Here is a 25,524-nt window from a genome sequence, read left to right as displayed (position 1 = left end):
GATACGGTAAGGACGTGCACCAGGCAAAAGAAACACCCGATCGGCCACGCAGAGGCCGACTCCACCGGGCCCGCGCCCTCTATCGCAACGTCTCGAAGCGCAGGACCGCCTGGCTGCTGCTCAAGGACACCGTCAACTCGTGCATGGAGTACCGCATCCTGGGGCTCGCGGCCGAGGCCGCGTTCTTCACTCTCCTGTCCGTGCCCCCGCTGCTCCTGTCCCTCATCGGGCTGCTCGCCTACGTCGACACCTGGACCGGCGCCCACACGATCGCCGGAGTCCGGGACAACATCCTGGAGGCGTCGCGCACCGTCCTGACCGACGAGGGCGTGAAGGAGATCGCCCGGCCGATCCTCGACGACGTGATGAGGGGCCGCCCGGACGTCATCTCCATCGGCTTCCTGTTCTCGCTGTGGTCGGGCTCGCGCGCGGTGTCCACGTTCGTCGACACGGTGACGGTCATGTACGGGCTCGACGGTGTGCGCGGCATCGTCAAGACCCGCCTGCTCGCCTTCCTGCTGTTCCTCGTCGCGCTGATCGTCGGCTCGGTCGCGCTGCCGCTGATGATCGCGGGCCCGGACGCGGTGATCGCCCTGGTCCCGTGGTCGGAGACCGTGGTCCAGGTCCTGTACTGGCCCGTCGTCCTCCTTCTGTCCGTGGTCTTCCTGACGACGCTCTACCACGTGTCCGTGCCGGTGCGCTCGCCGTGGATCGAGGACGTCCCCGGTGCCCTCGTGGCCCTCGCGATGTGGGTGCCGGGCAGCTTCCTGCTCCGCCTCTACATCACCAGCACCATCGAGGGCCCCACCATCTACGGATCCCTGGCCGCGCCCGTCGCCGTGCTCCTGTGGATCGGCGTATCGGCGTTCGCGGTGCTCGTCGGCGCCGCGGTGAACGCGGCGATCGACCGGGTCTGGCCGTCCGTCGCGACCTCGGTCGCCCGCGCCGCCAACGAGCGGTGGCGGACCAAGCAGGCCGCGGAGTACGTGGCCCGCTCCGCCGCCCGCGAGGCGCACGGCGGCATCGACGACGCGGACGACCCCGACATGCCGTCCGAGTTCCCCGAGCGCTGGTCGAAGTTCCTGCCCCCGGACGACGTGTCGTCCCGCCTGCGCACGCACGTCCGCAAGAACGGCGACCACACGCAGGACCCCGACCGGCACGACCACGACCACCGCGACCACAACTGACCGGCCGGCGGCGCCCCGCGCACGCGGCGTAGCCTCGAAGACGTGGCTGACGTGTACCGGGAGCGGGCGGCACGGAGAGTGGCGGGCGCGGTCCTGTGGACCCGTACCGTCACTCCGGGCGGCGACGGCGCGGGCCCCGCACCGGACGTTCTGCCTGACGGCTGCATGGACCTGCTGTGGACCGAGGGACGCCTCTTCGTCGCCGGACCCGACACCCATGCGTACCGGCCCGGCATCAGCGGCGCCACCCGGTTCGCCGGCATCCGCTTCTTCCCCGGCACCGCGCCCGCCGTCCTCGGCGTCCCGGCCCGGGAGTTGCGCGACCGGCGCGTCGACCTCGCCGACCTGTGGCCGTCGGACCAGGTACGGCGCCTGACCGAACGCGTCGACGCGGCACACGACCCGGCCGCCGCCCTCGAAACCGTGGCCCTCGAACGGGGAGCCGCGCCGCCCGACGCCGTCCTCGCGCATATCGTGGCGTCGCTCGGCGCGGGCCGCACCGTCGCCGAGACCGCCGACAGCGCCGGGCTCGGCGCCCGCGGACTGCACCGGCGCTCCCTCGCCGCGTTCGGCTACGGACCCAAGACCCTGGCCCGCGTCCTGCGTCTGCAACGCGCCCTCGCGCTGGCCCGCGGGGGCGTGCCGCTCGCCGAGACGGCCGCGCGGGCGGGGTATGCCGACCAGGCCCATCTGGCACGCGACGTAAGGGAGTTGGCGGGCGTTCCGCTGACCCGGCTCGTCTGACGGGGCCGCCGCGCCTACCAGGGCGAGATCGGCTCGATCCCCACCCGGCGCCCCTCCTCGTCGAGCAGATGCCCCATGCGCTTGACGGTGTGCAGGCCGACGATGCGGTCCGTCACCGTGAGCGTGGGCAGTCGGGCGCACAGCGCGGTCTCGCGGCGCTGGATGTCTCCCAGGTCGTGCACCCACAGCGTGGCGAAGATGTTCGCGGGACCCGTGACGGCCGCGACGAGACGGCACTCCGGAAGCGCGGCGAGCGTGCGGTGGACGGTGCCGATGTCGCGCGCGGGGACCCGGCCGAGCAGTGACACCGGGACCGGGTGCCCGGCGAGCGCGGACGCGATGTCGCAGCGGAACGTCAGGACCGCCGAGTCCGTGAGGCGGCGCAGCCTGCGGCGGACGGTGGGCGGGCTGGTGTCGGTGCGCTCGGCGAGTTCGGCGAGGCCGAGCCGCCCGTCGCGCACGAGTTCGCCGAGCAGGGCCCGGTCCACGGGGTCGAGTTCGAGCCCGCGCGCCGGCTCCTGCGCCGCCGTGGCACTGCCGAGCGCCGTCATCTGCGAGGGGTCGAGGGAGCGCAGCCGCCAGCGGCTGCCCTCGACGTAGAGCGACGTGGCGAACAGGGCGCTGACCGACACGATCCCCGGCAGCTGGTCGAGCTCCCGCGTGAGGAAGCGGCTGAGCGAGGGAAGGTCGGGGGCCAGCACGTCGAGCAGCAGGTCGGAGCTGCCCGGGGCGGTCACCTCGATCGTCACCGCCTCCGGGAGCGCGCTCAGCCGGGCGAGCAGCCGCGCCCGCTCCTGCGGCAGGCAGCGCAGCAGCACGAACGCCGTGCAGCGGTTGCGGGTGAACTCGCGGCCCGGCGCCGCGTACACCCAGGCCAGCGCCTCCCGCGTCAGCCGGTCCCAGCGCCGCGCCAGCGTGCCCGCCGTCACGCCGAGCAGCGGCGAGAGCTCCGACCAGGACGCCCGGGGCCGCAGCTGGAGGGCGTTCACCAGAGCGAGGTCCAGTTCGCTGGCGGTGACCGTTTCTCGCATCACAAGCACTCCGTACGTACGAATCCATGAATATTCGGGGCCGTCCGTGCCTCGGCCCGCACAGTAGCGACCACATTCGGTTCCGGCCACCAGAAGATCCAGAGGTGAAGCTGTGTCCACACACACAACGGGAACGGGGCGCGGACCCAGAGCGGTGAGCTCCGGCCCGGCCATGGTCGCGACGATGGCCGTCGTCGTCCTGTTCAGCGGCATCGTCCAGGGCTATCTGACCCCGCTCCTCCCCGAGGTCGGCCGGAGCCTGCACATCGGCACCGTCGGGCAGAACAACATCTACCTGCTCTTCCAGCTGGCCTGCGCCGTGCTGACACCGCTGCTGTCCCGGCTCGGTGACCTGCACGGACACCGCAGGCTGCTGCGGGTGGCGCTCGCGATGGTGGCGGGCGGATCGCTCCTGATCGCCGCGTGGCCGTCCGCCGTGACCCTCGCCGTCGGCGTCACCCTCCAGGGCGCCCTCGTCGGCTTCTTCCCGCTCCTCGTGGGCATCCTCCGCTCCCGCGCCCCCGAGCAGAACCGCACCGGGATCTCCCTCCTCGTGGGCGTCCTGCTCATCGCGATCGGCGTCGGCGGGCTCGTGGCCGGCGCGCTCAGCGAGGGCCACGCGGAGGCCGGCCTGTGGACCGCGGTCCCCGTCGCCGTGCTCGCCGTCGTCGCCGGTCTCGTACTGCCGGACAGCGACATCCCGCGCGGCGGCCGCTTCCACTACGGCGCGGCGGCGCTGCTCACCGCGGGCCTCGTCGCGCTCGTCCTCGTCCTCGCCCAGGGCAGCACGTGGGGCTGGGCCTCGGCGCGCACGATCGGGCTCACCGTCGTGGCCGTCGCCGTCCTCGTGGCCTGGGTGGCCGTCGAGCGCCGGTCCGAGAACCCGCTGGTCAGCGTCCGCATGCTGGCCAACCCGCGGCTCGCGGTGGTCAGCGGCTACACGTTCTGCGCCGCGTTCGGCACGATCGGCTTCCTCGGCGCCAACGCCCTCTTCCTCGGCTCCTCACGGTCCGAGAACGGCTACGGCATGGACATGGGTCCGCAGGCCATCGCCACCATCTCGCTCGCCATGGTCGTCGCCGGATTCGCCGGATCCACGCTGACGCCGCGCCTCGCCCGGCGCATCGGCGACCGCGCCGTGCTCGCCACGGGCGGCGTCCTCGTCGCGCTCGGCTTCCTGGGCATGGCCCTCTTCCACGACAGCCTCGGCCAGTACGTGACCTCCGCCCTCGTCGTTGGCCTGGCGACCGGGCTCTTCGAGTCGATCACGCGGACCCTGTCGGCGGAGGTCGTCGAGGAGCACGAGACCGCGCTCGCCGTCGGCCTCAACGAACTCGCCCTCTCCCTGGGCGCGGCCATCGGCGCCGCCGTGATCGGCGGCTTCTTCACCGCCCACGCCGTGCCCGGCACCACGCGCATCGCGGAGTCCGGCTACCTGTGGGGCTGGGGAGCGTGCGCCTGCGCCGCCGTCGTGGGCACGGCCCTCGCCCTGCGCTACCGCGCGCCCCGCGCCGACGCCGCCGCCCCCGTACCGCACCTCGCCCCGACCGGAGACCTCGCATGACCGACATCCCGACCGCGCGCAAGACCGTGACCGGCGCTGTACGGAACTGGCGAGAGCCGGTCGTCGCCCTCAGCCACGCCCTGCACGACGACCCCGAGACCGCCCTGCAGGAGCACCGCGCGGCGGCCCGGATCGCGGACCTCATGGAGAGCGCCGGATTCACCGTCACCCGCGGCGCCGGCGACCTCCCCACCGCGGTGCTCGCCACCTACGGCACCGGCGACCTCGTCATGGCGTTCTGCGCCGAGTACGACGCCCTGCCCGGCATCGGCCACGCCTGCGGGCACAACGTCAACGGCGCCGCGTCCGTCGGCGCCGCGCTCGGCCTCGCCTCCGTCGCCGACGAACTCGGCGTCACGGTCAAGCTGATCGGCACGCCCGCCGAGGAGGACATCGGCGGCAAGGTGCTCCTCATGGACGCCGGGATCTTCGACGACGTCGCCGCCGCGATGATGGTGCACGCCGCCCCCGACGACACCGTGGGCGCCTCCTCGCTGGCCATCGGCGCCTGGGACCTCGTCTACCGGGGCAGGCCCTCGCACGCCGCGCTCGCCCCCTGGGAGGGCGTCAACGCGCTCGACGCCATGACCGTCGCCCAGACCGCCGTCGGCCTCCTGCGCCAGCAGCTGCCGCCCGGCGTCGTCGTGCACGGCATCGTCACCGACGGCGGCCAGGCCGTGAACGTCATCCCGGCCCGCACCGCCGCCCGCTACGAGGTCAGGGCGCGCACCGTGGAGCAGCTCGCCGAGGCCTGGCAGCGCGTCAGGGCGTGCTTCGAGGCGGGCGCGCTCGCCACCGGCGCCGAGCTCGAAGTGAGCGCGCACGGAAGGGACTTCGCCGACCTGCGCCAGGACGAGGAGATGACCCGGTCCTACGCGAGGGCCGCCGCCGAGCTGGGCCGTACGGTCACCTCGCTGCACGGCGAGACGATGGCGTCGACCGACATGGGCAACGTCTCGCAGCGCGTCCCGTCGATCCACCCGACGGTCGGCTACGACACGGGCGGTGCCAAGCAGCACACCCCCGAGTTCACCGCCCACGGCAAGACCCCGGGCGCCGACCTCGCGGTGCTCGACGGGGCGACGGCCCTCGCCCTCGTCGGCGTCGACCTCGCGACGTCCGGGGAACAGCGCGCCCGGCTGCTCGACGGGGTGCGCAGGCGCCGGGCGAACGCGTCCTAGCCGGGCGCACGGCTTCGTAGCCGGACGCTGCTTACGAGGTGGTGGCCGGCGGTGCGAACAGGTCGACACCGTTCCCGTCGGGATCGAGGACCACGGCGTACCGCTGGCCCCAGAACGCGTCCCAGGGCTTGAGCTCGCCCTCGTACCCGGCGGCCAGCAGCTCCTCGTAGACGGCGTCGACCCCGGCCGCGTCGCCGCAGTCGAAGGCCAGCCCGTGCCGGGAGGCACCACGGGCGGGAGCCCGCCAGGACGGGTGGAACGACTTCACGGTCTCCTCGGTGTCGAGCAGGACGCGCAGGCCGCCGGGCAGGACGGCCTCCGCGTGCGGCTGCTCCTCGGCCCCTTCGGGGAACGCGAGGCCGAGGCGGCGGTAGAACGTGACGGCGGCGGCCATGTCGGAGACGACGACGCCCACGGCGTCGAGTCGTGCGGTGATCTCGGTCATGCCCCCACCGTAGGCACGCGCCCCCGCACCGGTCTTGAACGAATCGGACAGCGCCGCGCCCCCGCTCAGCCCGGGGGGCCACCCGCGCCGCTCAGTGACGCACAGCCGCGGCGAGCGCCGCGATCTGGCCGGGTCCCACCCGGCAGCAGCCCCCGATCAGCCGCGCCCCGGCCCGCTCCCAGCCGGCCACGCGGTCCGCGGTGAACGTGGCCGCGCCCCGCCAGCCGCGCCCTTCCGCGTCCCAGGACTCGCCGCTGTTCGGATAGGCGACCACCGGCTTCCCCGTGACGCGCGCGGCCAGTGCCACCGCGGGTTCGACGTCCTCGGGGGCACAGCAGTTGACCCCCACAGCGACGATCTCGTCCGCGTCGGCGGCGAGTGCGAACGCCTCCTCCAGCGGCTGCCCGGCGCGCGTACGGTCACCGGCGACGCTGTACGAAAGCCACGCCGGGACACCGAGCCCCCGTACGGCCCGCAGCAGCGCCCGCGCCTCGTCGGTGTCCGGCACGGTCTCCAGGGCGAGCATGTCCGGCCCGGCCGCGGCGAGGGCGACGAGCCGGGGACGGTGGAAGGCCTCCAGCTCGGCCACCGTCAGGCCGTAGCGGCCCCGGTACTCCGAACCGTCGGCCAGCATCGCCCCGTACGGGCCCGCCGACGCGGCCACCCACAGCGGACCCGGCACCCCCTTCGCCTCCGCGCGCCGGGCCGCCTCGCGCGCCGACTCGACGCTCAGGGAGAGCAGTTCGGCGGCCCGCTCGCGGGAGACCCCGCGCCGCGCGAACCCCTCGAACGTCGCCTGATAACTCGACGTGATCGCCACCGAGGCCCCCGCCTCGTAGTACGCGAGATGCGCCGCCACGATCGCCTCGGGCCGCTCGGCGAGCAGCCGGGCCGACCACAGTTCGTCGCTCAGGTCGTACCCGGCGGACTCCAGCTGGTTGGAGAGCCCGCCGTCCAGGACGACCGTCCCGGCGGCGAGAGCTTCGGCGAGCGAGGGTGACGTCATACATCGACGCTAACCCTGTCGGACCCCTGACGGATCCCTGACGGGATCAGCGCTTGAAGGCCACCGCCGCGTACACGTTGATGTCGTCGTCGGTGACGTCGTTGATGTCGCGGTACATCGTCTGCTCGATCGGGTCGAGGCTCGCCACATACGCCTCGTCGCGGCCGGCGCCCCCGTCGTGGTCGGCGACGTGGTCGGGCCGCCAGTGATGGGCGGGCACGATGCCCGGCTCGACGATCTCCAGGCCGTTCTCCGTGAAGAACCGGCGCACCTCGTCCGCCGAGCGGAGCACGAACGTGAAGCCGCGCTCGTGGTACGTCTCGGCCACCTTGGCGATCTTCTCGGCGTTCAGGTCGGAGGTGAGATGGCTCAGGAACAGCGCACTGCCCGGAGGCAGCGCGTCCACCAGCGAGCGCACGATCTCGTACGCCTCCGCGTCCTCGATGAAGTGCAGGATCGCCACGAGCCCGAGCGCGACCGGCGCGTCCAGGTCGATGGTGCCCGCGGCGGCCTGGAGGATCTTCGCCGGGTCGCGCAGGTCCGCGTCGATGTAGGCCGTCGCGCCCTGCGGGCCGCTCGCCAGGAGGGCGCGGGCGTGCGCGAGGACGACGGGGTCGTTGTCGACGTAGACGATCCGCGCCCCGGGGGCGATGCGCTGGGCGACCTGGTGCACGTTCTCCTGAGTCGGCAGGCCCGTGCCGATGTCGAGGAACTGGCGCAGGCCCGCCTCGCGCGTCAGGTAGTTCACCGAGCGCCGCATGAAGTCGCGGTTGTGCCGCACGTCGAGGTAGCCGCGCGGGTTCGCCGCGAGGGCGGCGGCCGCCGCGTCCCGGTCGGCCGCGTAGTTGTCCTTGCCGCCGAGGAAGACGTCGTACACCCGCGCAGGGTGCGCCTTGGAGCTGTCGATCCGCTGGTGCAACTGCTCGGCGGAGTCGTGCCGGGGAGCGTCGTCGCCCATGAAGGCCATCCCTCGTTGCTGGTCGTCGTAGGGACAACAACCTAGCCCCTACGGGCATGCGCACGTGATCGACTCCGGCCGGCGCGTACCGTCAACTCCCGGGTACGGAACAGGTCTTGACGGTCGACCGGGCCGTCACGGTGCGGGCACGCAGGTCGACCCGGAACGCGTAGCAGCCCTCGTACCAGGGCATGCTGCGCAAGCCGTTCACGCGGGCGGTCAGGGTGATCCGGGATCCGTCCGCCGAGCGGTCCGTGTGCGACAGGTTCGCCAGGACCTGCTGCGGCGTGACCGCGTCCTCCTGCCGGAGCGCGAACACCCGCCGCGTCCCGGCGTCCGTGAGCCGGCCGTCTTGCGCCACCGCGTCCCCGAGCGCCCGCCGGATCCTTCCGGCCACCTCGTCGAGCTGGTCCCGCCGGGCCGCCTCCGCCCGAGCGTCCCGCTCCCGCTGGATCCGGTGACAGCCGTCCGGTTTCAGGGGCTTGAAGGTGGCGGTGTGCGGGGCCCGTACGCGGAACTCGTAACAGTCCCACCCCCGCGGTCCGCTCCCGCCGTCGAGCCAGACGAGCGCCACGGTCACCTGCGCCGCCCCGCTGCCCTCGTACGCGCGGTCCTGCAGCCGCACCCCCGGCGTCGACGTCAGGATCGTCCAGCGCGCGGAGTCGCCGGCCGTTCCCTTCGGCGCCGTCGCGCGCAGTTCGGCGGCCAGGTCCCGGGCGACGTCGGCCGGTTCCCGCGCCGGGCGCGGGAGCAGCCGCTCGCACCGCCCGTCCGGGACTTCGCGCGCGCGGACCGGGGGTGGTGCGGCGGCCGGCGTGACGGTGAACTCGTAGCAGCCGTCGGCGGTCACGGTCCCCATCCACACGCCCGTACTGCCGGTGAGGAGCGCGGTGACGGTGACGTGCCGTCCGTCGCGCTCCTCGGCCCAGCTGTCGGGACCCTTGCGGAACGCGCGGTCCAGCTCCGTCTCCAACAGCGAGCCCCCGGCGGCCGCCGCCGACAGCCGGGTCCTCGTGGCGGCGGCGGCCCGCGTGACGTCGTCCCTGGCCCTGGCCTCGGTACGCCCCGGGGCGGTCTCGAGCCGCCACCAGCCGTACCCCACCAGCGCCAGGGCCAGGACGAGCAACGTCACGCATCCGTTGAGCAGGCATCCACCGCGCTGTCTCTCCACGCAGTCAGGCTGAACCGCACCCGTTCCCGGCGGACGCCTCGTGTCCTATATGTGATCGAACCGAGCGCGGAGCCGTACCTTCCGGCTCGGCCCCCGGCTCACCCCGCCGCCGAGAACGTGAAGGCGAACGTGGCCGGGGCCACCTCGTGGACGTACCGCGGGAGCGGGCCGGGGCCGCAGGACTGGGAGCCGATGCCGTGCTGGACGTGGTCCAGGTTCACCCACACCGTGTCCCCGGCCACCAGGTCCGTGCGGTGCCCGGCCGCGTCGAGGTGTTCGCTCGTCCAGCGGCGGGCCGTGAACGAGAACTCCGGCTCTCCGGCGATCCGCAGGCCGCCGATCTCCACCCGGCGGACATCCGCGCGCGCACCGTTCTCCTGCGGGCGCACGTACGGAGTCTGGAGCTCGTCGACGGACGCCTCCCACAGGCCGAGCCGCGACGCGGCACGCGTGTCCGGGTAGGCCTCGCCGGGACCGCCGCCGAACCAGCGCGCGTGCGTGGCGGACGACGGCAGACCGAGACGGACGCCCAGGCGGGGGAGCGGCACCGTCCAGTCGCCCTCGGGGGTCACCGAGACCGTCAGGCTCAGACGGCCCGCATCGTCCGCGGTCCAGCGGTACTCCGTGCCGAGCGCGAACTGCTCGGCCGCGGGGGCCACCCGGGTCAGTACCGTCAACGCGCCTGATTCCAGGAGGACTTGGTCGAGGCGGTGCCGCATGCGGTGCAGCCCGGCCGTGCGCCACAGGAGGCCGAACCGCCGGTCCGCCTGCCAGTCGGCGCCGTTGTCGTTGTCCGTCGGCGCCCGCCACACGTCCAGGCGCACCCCGGTGACCGGCACCTGTCCGACGCTGCGCAGTTCGCCCGTACGCGCATCGAAGACGGCCGGGCCGAGCGTGATGACCTCCGCCTCCCGCACCGGCGACGCCCCGCTCGCCGGAACGACCGACTTCCGTCCTGACACGGGGAGTTGACCCCATGCGACCACATGCCCCCGGTCCGCCCACGCGGTGTCGTCGGCGAGCGCCGCCCGTACCGTCCACTGCGTCTCCGCGCCCCGCGCCGCGTCCGGCGGGGCGGGCAGCTTCACGTCCGCGCTCTCGCCGGGCGCGAGCGCGGGCACGGCGAGCGGACCGGACTCCACCGGCACGCCGTCCACCTCGTACGACCAGGTGAAGGCCAGCGTGGCGAGGTCCGCGAAGTCGTGGCGGTTCGTGACGCGGACCGTGCCGGCCGTCCCGTCGCCCTCGACCAGGACCGGCTCGATCACCTTCTTGTACTCGACGAGTCCGGGCGAGGGCGTGCGGTCGGGGAAGAGGAGCCCGTCGCACACGAAGTTGCCGTCGTGCAGCTCCTCGCCGAAGTCACCGCCGTACGCGTACCCGTACCTCCCGTCCGCGAGGCCGTGGTCGATCCACTCCCAGACGAACCCGCCCTGGAGCCGGTCGTACGTCTCGAACAGGCGCTGGTACTCGGAGAGTCCGCCGGGTCCGTTGCCCATCGCGTGCGCGTACTCGCACAGGACGAAAGGGAGTTCCCGGCGCGCCTCGGGGCCCTCGTCCTCGTGCCGGCCGATGCGTTCGACCTCGGCGTGGTCCGCGTACATCCGCGAGTAGACGTCGGTGTCGGCGCACGACGGGTCGCCCTCGTAGTGCAGCGGGCGGGACGGGTCGCGGTCGCGGATCGAGGCGGCCATCGCGCTCAGGCCCGCGCCCGTGCCGCACTCGTTGCCGAGCGACCACATGATCACCGACGCGTGGTTCTTGTCGCGCTCCACCATGCGGGCCGCCCGGTCGAGGAGCGCCGGGGTCCAGCGCTCGTCGTCGACCGGATTGCGCTGCCACCGCTCGTGGGTGAAGCCGTGCGTCTCCAGGTCGCACTCGTCGATCACCCACAGGCCGAACTCGTCGCACAGGTCGAGGAACGCCGGGTGGGGCGGGTAGTGCGAGGTGCGCACGGCGTTGATGTTGTGCCGCTTCATGAGGAGGACGTCCTGGCGCATCGTCTCCTCGTCGACGGCGCGTCCGCGCTCCGGGTGGAACTCGTGCCGGTTGACGCCGCGGAACAGGATCCGCTTCCCGTTGACCTTGAGGACACCGTCCTCCACGGCGACGGTACGGAAACCGGCGCGGAAGGGGATGGTCTCGCCGCCCTGTGTGGCCAGTTCACCCGCGTACAGGCGCGGCGTCTCGGCCGTCCACGGCTCCACCGGCAGCGTCACCGGCTCACCCGCCCCGACCTCCACACCGAGTTCGGGCACGGTCACGCGCCCTCCCGCGCTCGCCTCGACCCGCAGCGTGCCTTCCCCGGTGCGGTGGTCGTACGCGGTGTGCACGAAGAAGTCGGCGTCCGCGCCGTCGGGCCGGTGCAGCAGCGTGACCTCACGGAAGATGCCGGGCAGCCACCACTGGTCCTGGTCCTCCAGGTACGAGCCGGACGACCACTGATGGACGCGTACGGCCAGGACGTTGCCCGCCGCGCGCAGCAGCCCCTCGACCGCGAACTCGTGCGGCAGCCGCGAGCCCTTGAACTCGCCGAGCTCCTCGCCGTTCAGCCAGACCCGCGCACACGACTCGACCCCCTCGAAGCGCAGCACGGAGGCCCCCGACACCGGCCAGTCGTCCGGCAGGTCGAAGACGCGCAGATGGTCACCGGTCGGGTTCTCGGTCGGGACACGCGGCGGGTCGACGGGGAACGGGTAGACGGTGTTCGTGTACGCCGGTGACCCGTGGACCCCGCCGCCCTGGAGCACCCAGTGCCCCGGCACCGTCAGCTCCGTCCAGGCGGACGCGTCGTGGCCGGGACGCGCGAAGGACTCGTCGTGCGCGTCAGCCGTCGCCGAGAGGCGGAAGCGCCACGGGCCGTCCAGGGACAGGGACGCGGCGTCGGAGGCGGCGTACCAGGAGCGCGGCGCGACACCACCGGTCCCGGGGGACACCTGCTCGTAGTAGGGGAGTGCGGATTCCTCGGGGAGGGACATCGTTCTCCTTGACGGTCAGGTCGTGCGCGGAGTGAGGGTGGTGCCGGTCAGGCCCGGCGACGACAGCACGCCCTCCAGGGCGAAGGTCGCCGCGCCCAGGCTCACGGGGTCGGTCGGTATCGGGGACAGGACGATCTCGGTGGCCGCGAACGGGCTGCCCAGCGCGTGCCGCGCGACGGCCTCGCGCACTTCGGTCAGCAGGGGCGTACCGAGCGCGGCAGCCACCCAGCTGCTGAGCACGATCACTTCGGGGTTGAGCAGGTTCACCAGGTCCGCGACGGCGGCGCCGAGATGGCGGGCGGTCTCCCGGACGACCCGCAGCGCCACCGGGTCGCCGCCGGCGGCCGCGCGGCCGAGCGCGCCGATCGTGGCGGTCTGGTCCTCGTCGGTCGACAGCGCGCTGCCCGGGGCGAGTTCGCGCAGGGTCCGCATGATGGCGGGCGCGCCCACGTACGCCTCCACGCACCCGGCGTCGCCGCAGCGACACGGCCGCCCGTCGAGCACGAGAGTGGTGTGACCCCACTCGCCGGCGCTGTTCGTGACGCCGCGGTGCAGGGCGCCGCCGAGCGCGAGGCCCGCGCCGACGCCGGTGCCGAGGTTGATCACCACGGCGTCGTCGCGGCCGCGCGCGGCACCGAACCACAGCTCCGCGACCGTCGCCGCACGCAGCGGGTTGTCGAGGTGGACCGGGTAGGGGAGGCGCTCGCCGAGCAGCGCGGTCAGCGGCACGTCGCGCCAGCCCCAGTTCGCGGCGCGGACCGCGACCCCGCGCTCGCGGTCGACCTGCCCCGGCATCGTGACGCCCACCCCGAGCACCCGCGGCGGGCGGCGCGCGTCCCCGGCGGCGACCACGGCCCCCACCGCCGCCGCGATCCGGTCGACGACCTCCTCCGGGGAGGACTCGCCGGGCCGCAGCTCCTCCTCGGCGCGCGCCACGACGCCCAGCGCGAGATCGAAGAGCTCCGCGTGCACGTATGTCTCCGCCACGTCGACGCCGATGAGCGCGCCGCCCGCCGCGTCGACCGCGACGAGCGAGCGCGGACGCCCGCCCTCGGACTCCTCGAAGCCGACCTCGACGAGCAGGCCGAGCGCCGTGAGCTCCCCCACGAGCGTGGCGACGGTCGCCTGACTGAGTCCGGTCGCCGCCGCCAACTCGCCCCGGGAGGCGGGGGACCTGGCGATGAGGTGGCGCAGCACCGCGTAGCGGTTCGCCGTCCTGATGTCCCGGGATGTGCGCTTCACCGTGCCCCCTCCTGCCCGCTTCTCCTCCGCCCGCTTCGACGCTACGGCCGCCCCAGCCCTTCGACAAGGGGTTTGAAAAGGGGTTGTCAAAAGTCCCCGCCCGCGAGGGGGTGATCACCACGGAGTACCGTCCGACCGCATGACCCAGACCGAGAACGCGACAACGCTGTCGCGCACGCTCCCGCAGACCGACCGCACCCGCCACAGCAGGCTCCGCGAGCAGGGCAGCCTCGAACGCTCCGACCTCGAGGCGATCCTCGACGCGGGGTTCGTCTGCCACCTCGGCGTCCTCGTCGACGGCCGCCCCGTCGTCGTCCCCACCGTCTACGGCCGCGACGACACCCGGCTCTACCTGCACGGATCGGTGGCGAGCCGCAGCCTGGCCGCCGAACCCGATGCGCCGATATGCGTGACCGTCACCCACGTCGACGGCCTGGTCCTCGCCCGCTCCGTCTTCGAGCACGGCGTGAACTACCGCAGCGCGATGATCCACGGCGTACCGCGCACGGTCACCGACCCCGACGAGAAACTCGCGGGCCTGCGCCGCCTCACCGAGCACGCGACCCCGGGCCAGTGGACGTACGCCCGGCAGCCGAGCCGCAAGGAGCTGGCCGCCACCACCCTCCTGGTGCTCTCCCTCGACGAGGCCTCCGTCAAGATCCGTTCGGGCGCCCCCGACGACGGCGACGGGCCCGACGCCGCCCTCGGCCTGTGGGCCGGCACCCTGCCCCTGACCTCCCGCTGGGGCGCGCCCACCGCCGACCCGCTGCTGCCGCACGGCATCACCGCCCCGGCACACATCGTGGCGCGCGCGGGGACCCGGCAGGGCTGACCGGCAAGCGGGGGCATACCGTGAGTTCTCGAGCACTGTTCTGGGAGCGAGGAGTACGGGATGCAGAGCCGCACGGCACTGGTCGAGGACCTGATGGAGCGCTTCCCGCACGTACCGCGGGAAGCGGTGTTCAAGGAGGACCTGCTGCGCGGCGGCGTGGCGTTCGACAAGTCCGCGCTCAGCGACAACGAGTCCGGTGACGTCAAGCCGAAGTCGTACTTCATCTTCTCCTTCGACCACGGCACGCTCCCCGAGCTCGGCGAGGCCGCGCTGCGCCGCCCGCCGGAGGAGATCATCCTCACCGGCGGCCCGTACGACCTGCGGCGCACGGTCGTCTCGGTCCGCGTGAACCCGTCGTCGCCCTACCGCGTCGCGGCCGACGAGGACGGGATGCTCGGTCTCTACCTCGACGGGAAGCGGATCTCGGACGTCGGCGTCCCGCCGATGCCGGAGTACTACCGGCACAAGCTCTCCAACGGAAAGTCCGTCATGGAGGTGGCGCCCACCATCCAGTGGGGCTACCTGATCTATCTGACCGTCTTCCGCGTCTGCCAGTACTTCGGCGCCAAGGAGGAGTGCCAGTACTGCGACATCAACCACAACTGGCGCCAGCACAAGGCGGCCGGCCGGCCGTACACCGGCGTCAAGGACGTCGACGAGGTCCTCGAAGCCCTCGAGATCATCGACAAGTACGACACCACGAAGGCGTCCACCGCCTACACGCTCACCGGCGGCGCGATCACCTCCAAGCTCCAGGGCCGCGACGAGGCCGACTTCTACGGCCTGTACGCCAAGGCCATCGAGGAGCACTTCCCCGGCCGCTGGATCGGCAAGGTCGTCGCCCAGGCGCTGCCCAAGGACGACGTGCAGCGCTTCAAGGACTACGGCGTGCAGATCTACCACCCCAACTACGAGGTGTGGGACCGCCGCCTGTTCGAGCTGTACTGCCCCGGCAAGGAGCGCTACGTCGGCCGCGACGAGTGGCACAAGCGCATCCTCGACTCGGCGGACGTCTTCGGCGCGCGCAACGTGATCCCGAACTTCGTGGCCGGCGTCGAGATGGCCGAGCCCTCCGGCTTCACCACCGTCGACGAGGCCATCGCCTCCACCACCGAGGGCCTGCGCTTCTTCATGTCGCACGGCATCACGCCCCGCTTCACCACGTGGTGCCCCGAGCCGACCACCCCGCTCGGCAAGGCCAATCCGCAGGGCGCGCCGCTGGAGTACCACATCCGGCTCCTGGAGGCCTACCGCTCCACGATGGAGGAGTACGGCCTCTCCTCGCCTCCCGGCTACGGTCCCGCGGGCGCTGGCCGCGCCGTGTTCTCCGTCAGCTCGTTCATGGACAGCCTCGCGCCGAAGACCGCCCCGGCCGGCTAGCCGCGGCTCCGCCCCCACGGGCTGTGCCACTGGTCGGCGATGGCCGGCGCCCGCGCGAAGTGGTCGGCGGCATCGCCCTTCCGGCCCAGGAGCAGGGCGAGTTCAAGGCCCTGGCGAACTCCACCTCCTTCTCGAGGAGCCGCCGCACCCCGGCCGTGTCGCCCTGGGCGGCCACGGCGGTGGAGCGGATGAACCGCCGTACCAGCGGTGAGCGGGCAGGGCGTGCGCGGTGCCGAACACCTCCCGTTCGCGGCCGAGCGGGCCCGTTCACCCCCTCCGCCATCTGGAGCGCAGCGAGCAATGGGGCCGGGCCCGGGGCTGACCGGCGGCCGGCCCCGGTTCTCGCCGAGGCGCGGTGCCGGCCGACGCCCGCCCTGTCCGGCTGTGGTCAGGCCGCCCGTTCCCGCAGCGCCGCGAGCGCACGGTCGGCGTGGGCGCTCATCCGGAACTCGCTGCGGACCACTTCGAGGACGACGCGGTCCTGTCCGATGACGAATGTGGCCCGCTTCGTCGGCGCGATCGAGAAACCGCGAGCGACCCCGAACCGCTCGCGCACCTCGCCCTGCGCGTCCGAGAGCAGCGGAAAGCCGAGCGTGTGCTTCCCGGCGAACTCCGCCTGGCGTTCCACCGGATCGACGCTGACGCCCACGGGCCGCGCGCCGACGGCCGCGAACTCGGCGGCGAGATCCCGGAAGTGACAGGCCTCCGCCGTGCACCCGGGCGTCATGGCCGCCGGGTAGAAGAAGAGGACGACGGGCCCCTCGCTCAGCAGCTCCGACAGCCGCGTCGGGGTTCCGCTCTCGTCCGGCAGGGTGAAGTCCTCGACGGTGTCACCCGCTTCGACGCGCTTGCTCATGATCCGGCCTCCTGGGCCTTGGCCACGCCGCGCGCCCACAGGACGAGCGGCACCTGAAGGGGAAGCCGCGCGAGGGCCGCGGTCCGCAGCGGCGCGGGTTTGCCGCGCCAGTCGACCGCCATCTGCACATTGGCGGGGAAGACGCCCACGAAGAACGCGGCCGTGGCCTGAGCGGCCCTGCGGCGCGTCCACGGCAGCGCGACACCGGCCGCGAGCGCGAGCTCGACGGCGCCGCTCGCGTACGTCCACGCGCGCGCGGAGCCCGGCAGCGCGCGGGGCACCGTGGCGTCGAAGGACTTCGGGGCGGCGAAGTGCGCCACCCCGGCACCGGCGAGCAGCCCGGCGAGCGCGAGGGACTTGCGCGTGGACGAGGAACGGGACCTGGAACGGGGCCTGGAACCTGAAGCGGGGCGGGGCACGGAACCTCCTCGGATGACTGGCGCGCGATATTACTCGGGAGTAAGCGCGCTGGGGAAGCCTGCGTGACCGAGCCCCTGTCGCCCCTGGCCTATCCGACGTCGAGATAGTCGCGGTCGATGTTCACCTTGGCGCCGCCCCAGGTCTCCTGGACCTCACCGGCGTACTGGTGGATGCGCTGACTGCCCGGCCAGGCGGAAGCCGGGACGTAGCTGCCGGCGTCGGTGGTGGCGGCACCGTTCCACGAGGCGAACCAGATGTGGTCGACGCGCGTGTACGCCGGGTTGTCGTGCTCGGCCGCCGCGTCGCGGACACCGGAAGAGGCGCCGGAGTAGAAGCCGGAGAGATAGCCGCCGGCGTGCAGCGCCTCGGTCCAGCCGGACAGGTAGGAGAGGACGGCCGCCTTGCAGGAGGCGGTGGAGGCGTAGCCCTCGATGTCGTTGTAGAGGGCGCTCCCGGCCGGGATGCCGAGCGCCCGGGCGGCGGACACCGAGCCGACGGCGGCAGCGGCGCCCTGAGAGCGTGCGGTGGCCGGATCGGCAGACATCCTGTTGGAGAAGGTGGTGCAGGGGGCTTGCCTGCCGACCTCGATCGGGATGAGCCGCCACCCCTTCGCGGTCTGCTTGCTCACCCAGGAGGCGGTGAGGTTCGGCTGCGCGCAGGCTCGTGTCTGGCCGCTGATGTAGACGCCGACGGCGCCGTACGGGGAGTCGGCCCGCCAGGCGTCCATCGTCTTCTGGGAGGGCGCGGTGCAGGCGTCGAAGCCATGGCCGGTGAACTCGCCGGGCTGTGCCCCCGCGGCGGCCGCGGTCCGCGCCGCACGGCCCGTCGGCAGCGGCGCGGGACTGCCGCCCGCCGTCAGGGTCGCCGACCCCAGGACCTTGCGTACCGCGGTCTCGTTGGCATCGGTGTGCGACGCGGTGACGAGTACGCCCGCGCTCTCGACGGCGACCTGGATCTCGTCATTGGTGGAGACCGCGCCCGGAGCGACGGCCGAATGACCGGCGGCGCGTGCCGTGGAGGGCGTCACACGGTGGGGGTCGAGACCTGCAAGCGGTTCGACGACCAAACCCTCCGTGCGTCCGACCAGCCTCGCCGGGCACGTCGACCCGTTGCCGGGACGGCCGAGATAGACGGTGGGCCGGTCGAAACGTACGCAGGTGTCGGGGCGCCGTTCGAGGTCGACGACCTGCCACGTGGCCGGGACCCGCACCTGGTAGCCGTGGTACGTCACCACTTGTTCGCCGTCCTGCGCTTCCGCCGGAGCTGCCCCGACGGGCGCTGCGGACAGTGCCCCCAGTGCGACGAGCAGTGCCGCCGCGGTGGCGGCACGGCCGCGCCCGCGCCGGATCGGACGAAGTCGCACGAGGGTCTCCTCTTCGGAGGGGGAACAGGGTGACTGCAGCGCTAGGTGTACCGCGCCGGGTCAGCGAGGCGGCTGTGCGACGCGATGGATGTGACGAGGTGTCATCCGCCCTCCGTAGTCTCACTCGCCTGGTATCCGACTCAGGGCTGTGGGCTGGTGTCCGGGGGTCGGGCGCGAGGCCGATAAATGCCTGGTGCCGCGGCTCTTGCCTGAGCTAGTCTCCGAACCGTTCCAGCGGTGGTCCATGGCCACCGTACGCAGAGGCGTGTTCCAGGAGGTGTTGACCGATGACTGTCGTTGTGACGGGCGTTGCCCGCATCCAGAAGTTCATCGAGTCCACCTCTGTGGTCACCGGCTGACCTACCTTCTTTGTTCGCGCCGCTGGGCGCGACCAGCTGGGGCCGCCTCTGTGAAGGGTCACCCCTTGTCTTCCTCTTCTCTCCCGAGCTCTTCTCCCTCGAAATCGGCCCTGGCTGTGTACGGCTGGGACGGCGGCTGGGAGGCCGAGTTCGCCCGGTTCGCCGGGCAGGGCCTGCTGCCGGGCCGTGTCGTACGTGTCGATCGCGGTCTGTGTGACGTCGTCACCGCCGAGGGTGTGGTGCGCGCCGACACCGAATTCGTCGTCCCCCGCGACCCGATGAAGGTCGTGTGCACGGGCGACTGGGTCGCCGTCGACCCTGAAGAACGCGACCCGCGGTACGTGAGGTCGCTACTGCCGCGCCGCACGTCCTTCGTGCGGTCGACCTCGTCGAAGCGGTCGGAGGGCCAGATCCTCGCGGCCAACGTCGACCACGCCGTGATCGCCGTGTCGCTCGCCGCCGAGCTCGACCTCAGCCGTATCGAGCGGTTCCTCGCCCTGGCGTGGGAGTCCGGCGCCCAGCCCGTCGTCGTCCTCACCAAGGCCGACCTCGTGCCGGACGCCGCGATCACCGCGCACCTCGTCTCCGACGTGGAGACGGCGGCGCCCGGCGTGCAGGTCCTCGCGGTCAGCGCCGAGCAGGGCCACGGCATCGACGTGCTCGGCGCGCTCCTCGACGGGACGTCGGTGCTCCTCGGCCAGTCCGGAGCGGGCAAGTCGACGCTCGCCAACGCCCTGCTCGGCGCCGACGTCATGGACGTGCACGCCGTGCGCGACGTCGACGGCAAGGGCCGGCACACCACGACCACCCGCAACCTGCTGGTCCTGCCGACCGGCGGCGTCCTGATCGACACCCCCGGGCTGCGTGGCGTCGGGCTCTTCGACGCCGAGGCCGGCGTCGGGCAGGTCTTCTCGGAGATCGAGGCACTGGCACAGGGGTGCAGGTTCCACGACTGCGCCCACGACGCCGAGCCGGGATGCGCCGTGCTGGCCGCGCTCGACGACGGGACGCTGCCCCCGCGCCGCCTCGACAGCTACCGCAAGCTGCTGCGCGAGAACCAGCGGCTCGCCGCCCGCACCGACGCCCGCCTGCGGGACGAGATGCGGCGCGTCTGGAAGATGCGCGGCGCCCAGGGCCGCGCCGCGATGGAGGCCAAGCGGGGGCGTCTCGGCTGAGCCGGCCTCGCGCGCGGCCCCCGCCGTCCCGTACGGGGCGCGGGGGCCGCGGCACCCCCTCCCCAGCGTCACGTCCGAATTCCGCCAGCCCCCGGTGGCGCGCGGGCGCACACTGGAGGACGTGATGATCGATGAGGACACGCGGTACGAAGCGGTGCGCAGCCGTGACGCGCGCTTCGACGGGGAGTTCTTCTTCGCCGTCGAGACGACCGGCATCTACTGCCGTCCCAGCTGCCCCGCGGTCACCCCCAAGCGAAAGAACGTCCGCTACTACGCCACCGCCGCGGCGGCGCAGGGCTCCGGTTTCCGCGCCTGCCGGCGCTGCCGCCCCGACGCCGTGCCGGGCTCGGCCGACTGGAACGTACGCGCCGACGTGGTGGGCCGCGCCATGCGCATGATCGGCGACGGCGTCGTCGACCGCGAGGGCGTCGCCGGGCTCGCCGTGCGCCTCGGGTACAGCTCCCGCCAGGTACAGCGCCAGCTCACCACCGAACTGGGCGCCGGCCCCGTCGCCCTGGCCCGCGCCCAGCGTGCCCACACCGCGCGCGTCCTGCTCCAGACGACCGGTCTGCCGATCACGGAGATCGCGTTCGCCGCGGGTTTCGCGAGCGTGCGCCAGTTCAACGACACGATCCGCGCGGTCTACGCCCGTACGCCCACGGAGCTGCGCGCCGAGGCCCCCGCCACGCGCGCCACCGCCACCGCGGCCGGCATCCCCCTGCGCCTCGCGCACCGCGGCCCGTACCAGGCCCGCCCCCTCTTCGACACCCTCGCCCGCGAGGCCCTCGACGGCGTCGAGGAGATGACCGGAACACCGGGCGCCCGCATCTACCGGCGCACCCTGCGCCTGCCGTACGGCACCGGCGTCGTCTCCGTCGACGAGCGCACCAGGTCGACGCCCGCGAGCCGCGCCGCGCACCACGGCGGCTGGCTCGACGCCCGTATCCACCTCACCGACCTGCGCGACCTGACGACAGCCGTGGGGCGCCTGCGGCGCCTGTTCGACCTGGACAGCGACCCGTACGCGATCGACGAGCGCCTCGGCGCCGACCCGCGCCTCGCGCCGCTCGTCGCCGCACGGCCCGGCCTGCGCGCACCGGGCGCCGCCGACCCCGACGAGCTGGCCGTGCGGCTCCTCGCCGGGCGGGCGGAGTCGGCGCGGCTCGTCGAGCGGTACGCGAAGGCCGTCGACGCGCCCTGCGGCACCCTCACCCATGTCTTCCCCTCACCCGACGACCTCGCCGGGGAGCCGGGACCGGTCGGATCGCTCGCCACGGCCCTCGCCGACGGCACCCTGCGCCTCGATCCGGGCGCCGACCGCGACGACGCCGAGGCCGCACTGCGCGCCCTGCCCGGTGTCGACGCCCGCACCGCCGCCCTCATCCGCATGCGGTCCCTGGCCGACCCGGACGTGGCGCTGCCCGAAGGGCCGAGGCAGGAACCCGTACCGGACACCTGGCGCCCCTGGCGCACGTACGCACAGCAACACCTCTGGACACAGCGACAGTTGGAGCAGCAGTCATGACCGTCTACTACACCGTGCTCGACAGCCCCGTGGGTGAGCTCCTGCTCACCGGCGACGAGTCGGGCGCCCTCACCTCGCTGTCCGTACCCGGGCAGAAGGGCGGCCGCACGGTGCAGCCCGGGTGGCGGCGCGCACCCGAGCGATTCGCCGACGCCGAGAAGCAGCTCACCGCCTACTTCGCCGGTGAACTCAAGGAATTCCACCTGGAGTTCAGTACGCAGGGCACCGAGTTCCGCGAGAAGGTGTGGGCGGCGCTCGACGCCGTGCCGTACGGCGCGACGACCACGTACGGCGCCGTGGCCGCGAGCATCGGCGCGTCGCGCGCCGCGGTGCGCGCCATCGGCGGCGCGATCGGGGCCAACCCCCTCCTCATCGTCCGCCCCTGCCACCGAGTGATCGGCGCGGACGGCTCCCTCACCGGCTACGCGGGGGGTCTGGAGCGCAAGCTGCAGCTGCTGTCCTTGGAGGGAGTCCTCCAGGACCACTAATCGTCGAGCCCCCAGCTGTGGATCTTGCGCGGGTGGATGCGGATGAGCTCCTCGCTGAAGTGCGCGCCCAGGTGGTGCGGGCCGGTGAGGAGTTCGGCCTCGCCCCGGATGTCGACGCCCCGCACTTTCCAGGGCTGGACGCTGAGGATGTCGTCGACGACGAGCGCGACCTTCGGGTTCGCCTGGAGGTTGCGCCATTTCTTCGTCGTCCCGAGCGCGTATCCGCCGACCAGGATCGTCCCGTCGTCCTGCGGGAAGAATCCCACCGGGTTCGCCTGCGGCTGGCCCTTCGGGTCGACGGTGGCCAGCCGTCCAAGGCGCTGGGACTTCAGATACGCGATCTCGGCCTCGCTGAATTCGGTCATGGCCTCAGCCAAACACGATCGCCCCCGCCACGCATCGGGCCCCGGTCCTAAGGCCGTTGCCCGATGCGTGGCGACGGCTACGAGAAGAGGCGTGCGTACCTGTGGTGCCAGGGGTGCGCCTCCTCCAGCTGCGCGCTCAGGGCGATCAGGGTGGCCTCGTCGGCGGGGCGGCCCACCAAGGAGACACCCACGGGGATGCCGCCCTGCGGGGTCCAGTACAGGGGGACGTTGACCGCCGGCTGGCCCGTCATGTTGTACGGGCTGGTGAACGCGCTGAACGCGCTCTGGCGGCGCAGGTTGTCGAGCGGGTCGCCGGACTCGTCGAAGAACTCGAGCGGTTGCGGCAGCGTCGCCAGGGTCGGGGTGAGCACGGCGTCGTAGCCGGACGTCGCCCGTACCGCGTGGCGTGCGGCGCGCTGCATCCCGGTGATCGCGGCCGCGAGCTGCTCGCCGCCGACCCCGCGCCCGAACTCGCGCCAGGCCCGCGTCACCGGCCGCAGCAGCTCCTCCGCACCGGCGTCGAGGGCGTGGCCGAGCGACTGCACCGCCCACGCCGTCACGAAGTGGCCGCTGATCTCGGGGCCGAACGGCGTCGGGATGTCCTCCACGATGTGCCCGAGCTCCTCGAGCAGTCGCGAGGCGTGCTCCCAGGCCGCCACGCACACGGGATCCACCGTCACGCCTTCGGCGGCGGGCCGCGCGTACCGGCCGATGCGCAGCCGCCCGGGGGAGCGCTCGGCGTGGGAGAGGAACGTCTCGCCCGGCGGGAGCGGCGGCGCCCAGTGCGGGTCGCCCCGCTCGGGCCCGGCCAGCGCGTCCAGCATCGCCGCCGCGTCGCGCACGCCGCGCGCCAACGGTCCTTGTACGGAGAGGCCGTTGACCTCGATCCCGGTGGGTCCCGAGCTGACCCGGCCCCGCGACGGCTTGATGCCGAACAGGCCGCAGACGCTCGCCGGGATCCGGATGGAGCCGCCCCCGTCGCTGGCGTGCGCGACCGGCACGAGGCCGAGCGCCACGGCCACCGCGGCCCCGCCGCTGGATCCCCCGGCGGACAGGGCCGGGTCCCACGGGTTGCGGGCCGGACCCGCCACATCGTTGTCGGTGTAGCAACAGCAGCCGAATTCGGGGGTGTTGGTCTTGCCGAGGCTGATCGTGCCCGCCTCGCGAAGCCGGGTCACGCTGTAGGCGTCGGCCTCCGGCACATGGCCCGCGAAGGCCTTGGACCCGTACGTCGTGCGCACGCCGGCCGTGTCGACCAGGTCCTTGACCGCCGTCGGTACGCCGAACAGAGGGGGCAGGTCCCCCTCCGCGCGCCGCTCCTGCGCGGCCGCCGCTCCGGCCAGGGCGGCGTCGGACGTCACGGTCAGGAAGGCGCCGAACCGCTCGTCGTAGCGCTCGACCCGGTCCAGGTGATGTCGTACGAGTTCCACCGGGCCGACCTCGCCCTTGCGGACGGCGGCGGCCTGTTCGAGCGCGCCGAGTGCGTGCAGCTGGGCCGGGGCGGTCATGCGGTGCTCTCCTTCAGCTCGGCGACCTGCCGGGCCACCAGTTCCTCGTGCTCCTCGACGTCCCGGCGGGCGTCGCGCGGCCGCCACCTGCCCGTCATCAGGAAGATGAACGGCAGGAACAGCACCTGCCCGCCCAGGCACACCCACCACCAGGTCTGCCACGCGTGCGCGTTGTCCGCGCTCGCCCGCTGCACCTCGGGCCCGTGTTCGCGCAGGATCTTCAGCTGCGGCGCCGCCTGCTGCACGGTCCTCAGCCCTTCGGCGCCGACCTCCTTCTGCGCCTGGGCGAGCAGCGGGGCGGGCGCCTTGCCCGGCGCGTAGGTGCCGAGTTCGGCGAAGAGCTTCGGGTGGGCCTTCGTGATGGCGAGGGCCGGAGCCGCCTGCACCGACGCCGCCTTGACCTCCGCGCCGTGCTCGATCAGCGGGGTCACGGTGCTCACCACCAGCGGCACGAAGGCGGCGGACAGGGCGACGGTGATCCGCACGATCCAGCCCCACACGGCGAGCCCCGTGGCGGTGGCCGCCGGGTTGTGCCGCTCGACGGTCTCCGTGAAGCTCGCCATCCACGGCGAGTACGCGATACCGCTGGTGACGCCGATGCCGGCCACGATGAACGCGAACGTGTAGTAGCCGGTGTGCGGTTGGGTGGCGTGCAGGGTGAACGCCAGCGTGAAGCCTATGGACCCGAGCGCGCCGAGCAGCATGAAGGGCTTGCGCACGCGCAGGCGGTCGGAGAAGAGGCCGGCCAGGACGAGGGAGATCGCGTTCGCTCCCCAGTACCAGTTCAGCAGGGCGTTGGCGCGCTGCGGGGAGTACCCGAAGGTGGTGGCGAAGTAGAGCACGAAGTTGCCGACGGCGGCGAAGTACAGCAGGAGGTAGACGCTGATGGCGACGGCGGAGCCGATGACGTCGAGGCGGAGCATCTGGCGCCACTGACCGCGCAGCGCCGCCTCGGTGTCCATCCCCTTGGCCCGCGCCTCGACCAGCGCACGGTCGCGCAGGCTCACCATGATCTGGTCGCGCAGCGCAGGGGCGAGCTCGCGCAGTCCGAGCAGCGCGACGACGAACACGACGAGGCCGCTGATGCCCGCGTAGCGGATCTCGTCCTGCCAGGTGGTGGCGCCGCTGAAGGTGCGGGAGGTGACGGCGGTGACCACGAGGCTGCCGATGATCGGGCCCATCGTCCAGTAGCCCATCGCCGAGGCCCGGCCGAGCTGCGGAGAGAAGTCCCTGATCAGCGCCGGGGTGGCGACCAGGATCATGCCCTCGACGAGTGACACGGCCGAGTAGACGACCAGATAGCTCGCCTTGCCCGGCGCGTTGGGCAGGACGAACGTGGTGAGCAGACCGACCAGGAGCAGGCCGTAGACCACGATGTTCGCCCGGCCCCAGCGGTCGGCGAGACCGGCCACCAGGGACGAGAAGGCGCCCACCGCGTTGGCGGCCACCGATATGTACACGAAGTACAGGAACGTCATGTGGTAGTGGCTGATGATGGCTGTCGACACCGCGTACTGGATGTACAGCTGGTAGTAGAGGACGATCGTGGCGAGCACGACGATCGCCAGGTACCAGTAGCGGGGGCCGCTCTCGGGGTAGTGGTCGAGCCGTCTGCCGCCGAGGCCGTTCAGTGCCGAAGGGAACGGCCGGCTGGTGCGCCGCGCCGTGTCCGCCGGTGACGAAACCGACATCACGCCTCCCTGCTGTCGAGACACACGCCAGCGCGTGCATGGTCGGGGAGGC

Annotated in this window: 22 protein-coding genes; 9 read left to right on the top strand and 13 right to left on the bottom strand. The window is 72.9% G+C overall.

The genetic code is table 11. The features are described from left to right. Positions 1-14 precede the first annotated feature (14 nt). Together OHO83_RS13205 and OHO83_RS13200 are read left to right on the top strand one after the other, a co-directional pair. The gene (locus OHO83_RS13205) at positions 15-1,190 is read left to right on the top strand and encodes a YihY/virulence factor BrkB family protein (protein WP_266675152.1); all 1,176 of its coding nucleotides are present in this window, start codon (positions 15-17) and stop codon (positions 1,188-1,190) included. A gap of 51 nt (positions 1,191-1,241) precedes the next feature. Next, the gene (locus tag OHO83_RS13200) at positions 1,242-1,934 is read left to right on the top strand and encodes a DUF6597 domain-containing transcriptional factor (RefSeq protein ID WP_266676727.1); all 693 of its coding nucleotides are present in this window, start codon (positions 1,242-1,244) and stop codon (positions 1,932-1,934) included. A 14-nt stretch (positions 1,935-1,948) separates the two neighbouring features. Here the strand turns inward: OHO83_RS13200 and OHO83_RS13195 are convergent, their stop codons facing one another. Next, a complete protein-coding gene (locus OHO83_RS13195; RefSeq protein ID WP_330279503.1) occupies positions 1,949-2,965 on the bottom strand; it encodes an Lrp/AsnC family transcriptional regulator in 1,017 nt (338 codons plus the stop codon). Positions 2,966-3,077: 112 nt separating this feature from the next. Here OHO83_RS13195 and OHO83_RS13190 point away from each other — a divergent pair, with 112 nt between their 5' ends. Continuing rightward, positions 3,078-4,529 (top strand): MFS transporter, encoded by a 1,452-nt coding sequence (locus OHO83_RS13190; protein ID WP_330279502.1) that lies wholly within the window; start codon positions 3,078-3,080, stop codon positions 4,527-4,529. After that, positions 4,526-5,710, top strand: coding sequence for a M20 family metallopeptidase (locus tag OHO83_RS13185; RefSeq protein ID WP_330279501.1), 1,185 nt, complete (start codon positions 4,526-4,528; stop codon positions 5,708-5,710). The genes OHO83_RS13190 and OHO83_RS13185 overlap by 4 nt, the downstream gene beginning before the upstream one ends. A gap of 31 nt (positions 5,711-5,741) precedes the next feature. Here OHO83_RS13185 and OHO83_RS13180 read toward each other — a convergent pair whose 3' ends face one another. The 6 genes from OHO83_RS13180 to OHO83_RS13155 form a co-directional block, all read right to left on the bottom strand. Continuing rightward, complete coding sequence (locus OHO83_RS13180; RefSeq protein ID WP_330279500.1) at positions 5,742-6,155, bottom strand: VOC family protein; 414 nt, start codon at positions 6,153-6,155, stop codon at positions 5,742-5,744. A gap of 91 nt (positions 6,156-6,246) precedes the next feature. Beyond that, a complete protein-coding gene (gene mmuM, locus OHO83_RS13175; protein WP_330279499.1) occupies positions 6,247-7,161 on the bottom strand; it encodes a homocysteine S-methyltransferase in 915 nt (304 codons plus the stop codon). A gap of 46 nt (positions 7,162-7,207) precedes the next feature. Beyond that, on the bottom strand, positions 7,208-8,119 hold the full coding sequence (locus tag OHO83_RS13170) for an SAM-dependent methyltransferase (RefSeq protein ID WP_266675157.1): 912 nt from the start codon (positions 8,117-8,119) through the stop codon (positions 7,208-7,210). A gap of 91 nt (positions 8,120-8,210) precedes the next feature. Further along, complete coding sequence (locus OHO83_RS13165; RefSeq protein WP_330279498.1) at positions 8,211-9,290, bottom strand: hypothetical protein; 1,080 nt, start codon at positions 9,288-9,290, stop codon at positions 8,211-8,213. 98 nt (positions 9,291-9,388) lie between these two features. Next, positions 9,389-12,268 (bottom strand): glycoside hydrolase family 2 TIM barrel-domain containing protein, encoded by a 2,880-nt coding sequence (locus OHO83_RS13160; RefSeq protein WP_330279497.1) that lies wholly within the window; start codon positions 12,266-12,268, stop codon positions 9,389-9,391. A 15-nt stretch (positions 12,269-12,283) separates the two neighbouring features. Continuing rightward, positions 12,284-13,510 carry an ROK family transcriptional regulator gene (locus OHO83_RS13155; protein WP_330279496.1) on the bottom strand — a complete coding sequence of 409 codons (1,227 nt, stop codon included), beginning with the start codon at positions 13,508-13,510 and terminating at the stop codon, positions 12,284-12,286. 139 nt (positions 13,511-13,649) lie between these two features. Between OHO83_RS13155 and OHO83_RS13150 the strand changes: the two genes are divergently transcribed. Both OHO83_RS13150 and OHO83_RS13145 read left to right on the top strand, forming a co-directional pair. Continuing rightward, positions 13,650-14,342: a pyridoxamine 5'-phosphate oxidase family protein gene (locus OHO83_RS13150; RefSeq protein WP_266675161.1), complete on the top strand. Its 693-nt coding sequence runs from the start codon at positions 13,650-13,652 to the stop codon at positions 14,340-14,342. A gap of 60 nt (positions 14,343-14,402) precedes the next feature. Continuing rightward, on the top strand, positions 14,403-15,722 hold the full coding sequence (locus OHO83_RS13145) for a radical SAM protein (protein ID WP_330279495.1): 1,320 nt from the start codon (positions 14,403-14,405) through the stop codon (positions 15,720-15,722). 388 nt (positions 15,723-16,110) lie between these two features. On the opposite strand, the gene OHO83_RS13140 is transcribed toward OHO83_RS13145, so the two are convergent. The 3 genes from OHO83_RS13140 to OHO83_RS13130 all read right to left on the bottom strand — a co-directional run bounded on the left by OHO83_RS13140 (position 16,111) and on the right by OHO83_RS13130 (position 18,361). Further along, entirely contained in the window at positions 16,111-16,578 is a 468-nt protein-coding gene (locus tag OHO83_RS13140; RefSeq protein WP_266675163.1) for a peroxiredoxin, read from the bottom strand. Further along, positions 16,575-16,997: a DoxX family protein gene (locus OHO83_RS13135; RefSeq protein WP_389563782.1), complete on the bottom strand. Its 423-nt coding sequence runs from the start codon at positions 16,995-16,997 to the stop codon at positions 16,575-16,577. The genes OHO83_RS13140 and OHO83_RS13135 overlap by 4 nt, the downstream gene beginning before the upstream one ends. Positions 16,998-17,086: 89 nt before the next feature. After that, on the bottom strand, positions 17,087-18,361 hold the full coding sequence (locus OHO83_RS13130; protein WP_329433577.1) for a DUF1906 domain-containing protein: 1,275 nt from the start codon (positions 18,359-18,361) through the stop codon (positions 17,087-17,089). A 424-nt stretch (positions 18,362-18,785) separates the two neighbouring features. On the opposite strand from OHO83_RS13130, the gene rsgA reads away from it, so the two are divergent. The 3 genes from rsgA to OHO83_RS13115 all read left to right on the top strand — a co-directional run bounded on the left by rsgA (position 18,786) and on the right by OHO83_RS13115 (position 21,908). After that, positions 18,786-19,895 (top strand): ribosome small subunit-dependent GTPase A, encoded by a 1,110-nt coding sequence (gene rsgA / locus OHO83_RS13125; protein ID WP_266675165.1) that lies wholly within the window; start codon positions 18,786-18,788, stop codon positions 19,893-19,895. Positions 19,896-20,019: 124 nt separating this feature from the next. After that, entirely contained in the window at positions 20,020-21,420 is a 1,401-nt protein-coding gene (locus OHO83_RS13120; RefSeq protein ID WP_266676733.1) for a DNA-3-methyladenine glycosylase 2 family protein, read from the top strand. Then, positions 21,417-21,908, top strand: coding sequence for a methylated-DNA--[protein]-cysteine S-methyltransferase (locus OHO83_RS13115; protein ID WP_266675166.1), 492 nt, complete (start codon positions 21,417-21,419; stop codon positions 21,906-21,908). Before OHO83_RS13120 ends, OHO83_RS13115 begins: the two co-directional genes overlap by 4 nt. Here the strand turns inward: OHO83_RS13115 and OHO83_RS13110 are convergent. From OHO83_RS13110 to OHO83_RS13100, 3 genes are all read right to left on the bottom strand, one after another. Continuing rightward, complete coding sequence (locus OHO83_RS13110; RefSeq protein ID WP_266675167.1) at positions 21,905-22,273, bottom strand: PPOX class F420-dependent oxidoreductase; 369 nt, start codon at positions 22,271-22,273, stop codon at positions 21,905-21,907. The two genes, OHO83_RS13115 and OHO83_RS13110, sit on opposite strands and share 4 nt — an antisense overlap. 77 nt (positions 22,274-22,350) lie before the next feature. Next, a complete protein-coding gene (locus OHO83_RS13105) occupies positions 22,351-23,781 on the bottom strand; it encodes an amidase (protein ID WP_330279494.1) in 1,431 nt (476 codons plus the stop codon). Beyond that, positions 23,778-25,472 carry an MFS transporter gene (locus OHO83_RS13100; RefSeq protein WP_330279493.1) on the bottom strand — a complete coding sequence of 565 codons (1,695 nt, stop codon included), beginning with the start codon at positions 25,470-25,472 and terminating at the stop codon, positions 23,778-23,780. The genes OHO83_RS13105 and OHO83_RS13100 overlap by 4 nt, the downstream gene beginning before the upstream one ends. Positions 25,473-25,524: the final 52 nt, after the last annotated feature.

The organism is Streptomyces sp. NBC_00569, from assembly GCF_036345255.1.
GTDB lineage: Bacteria > Actinomycetota > Actinomycetes > Streptomycetales > Streptomycetaceae > Streptomyces.
This window is presented reverse-complemented; position numbering and strand designations above follow the sequence as displayed.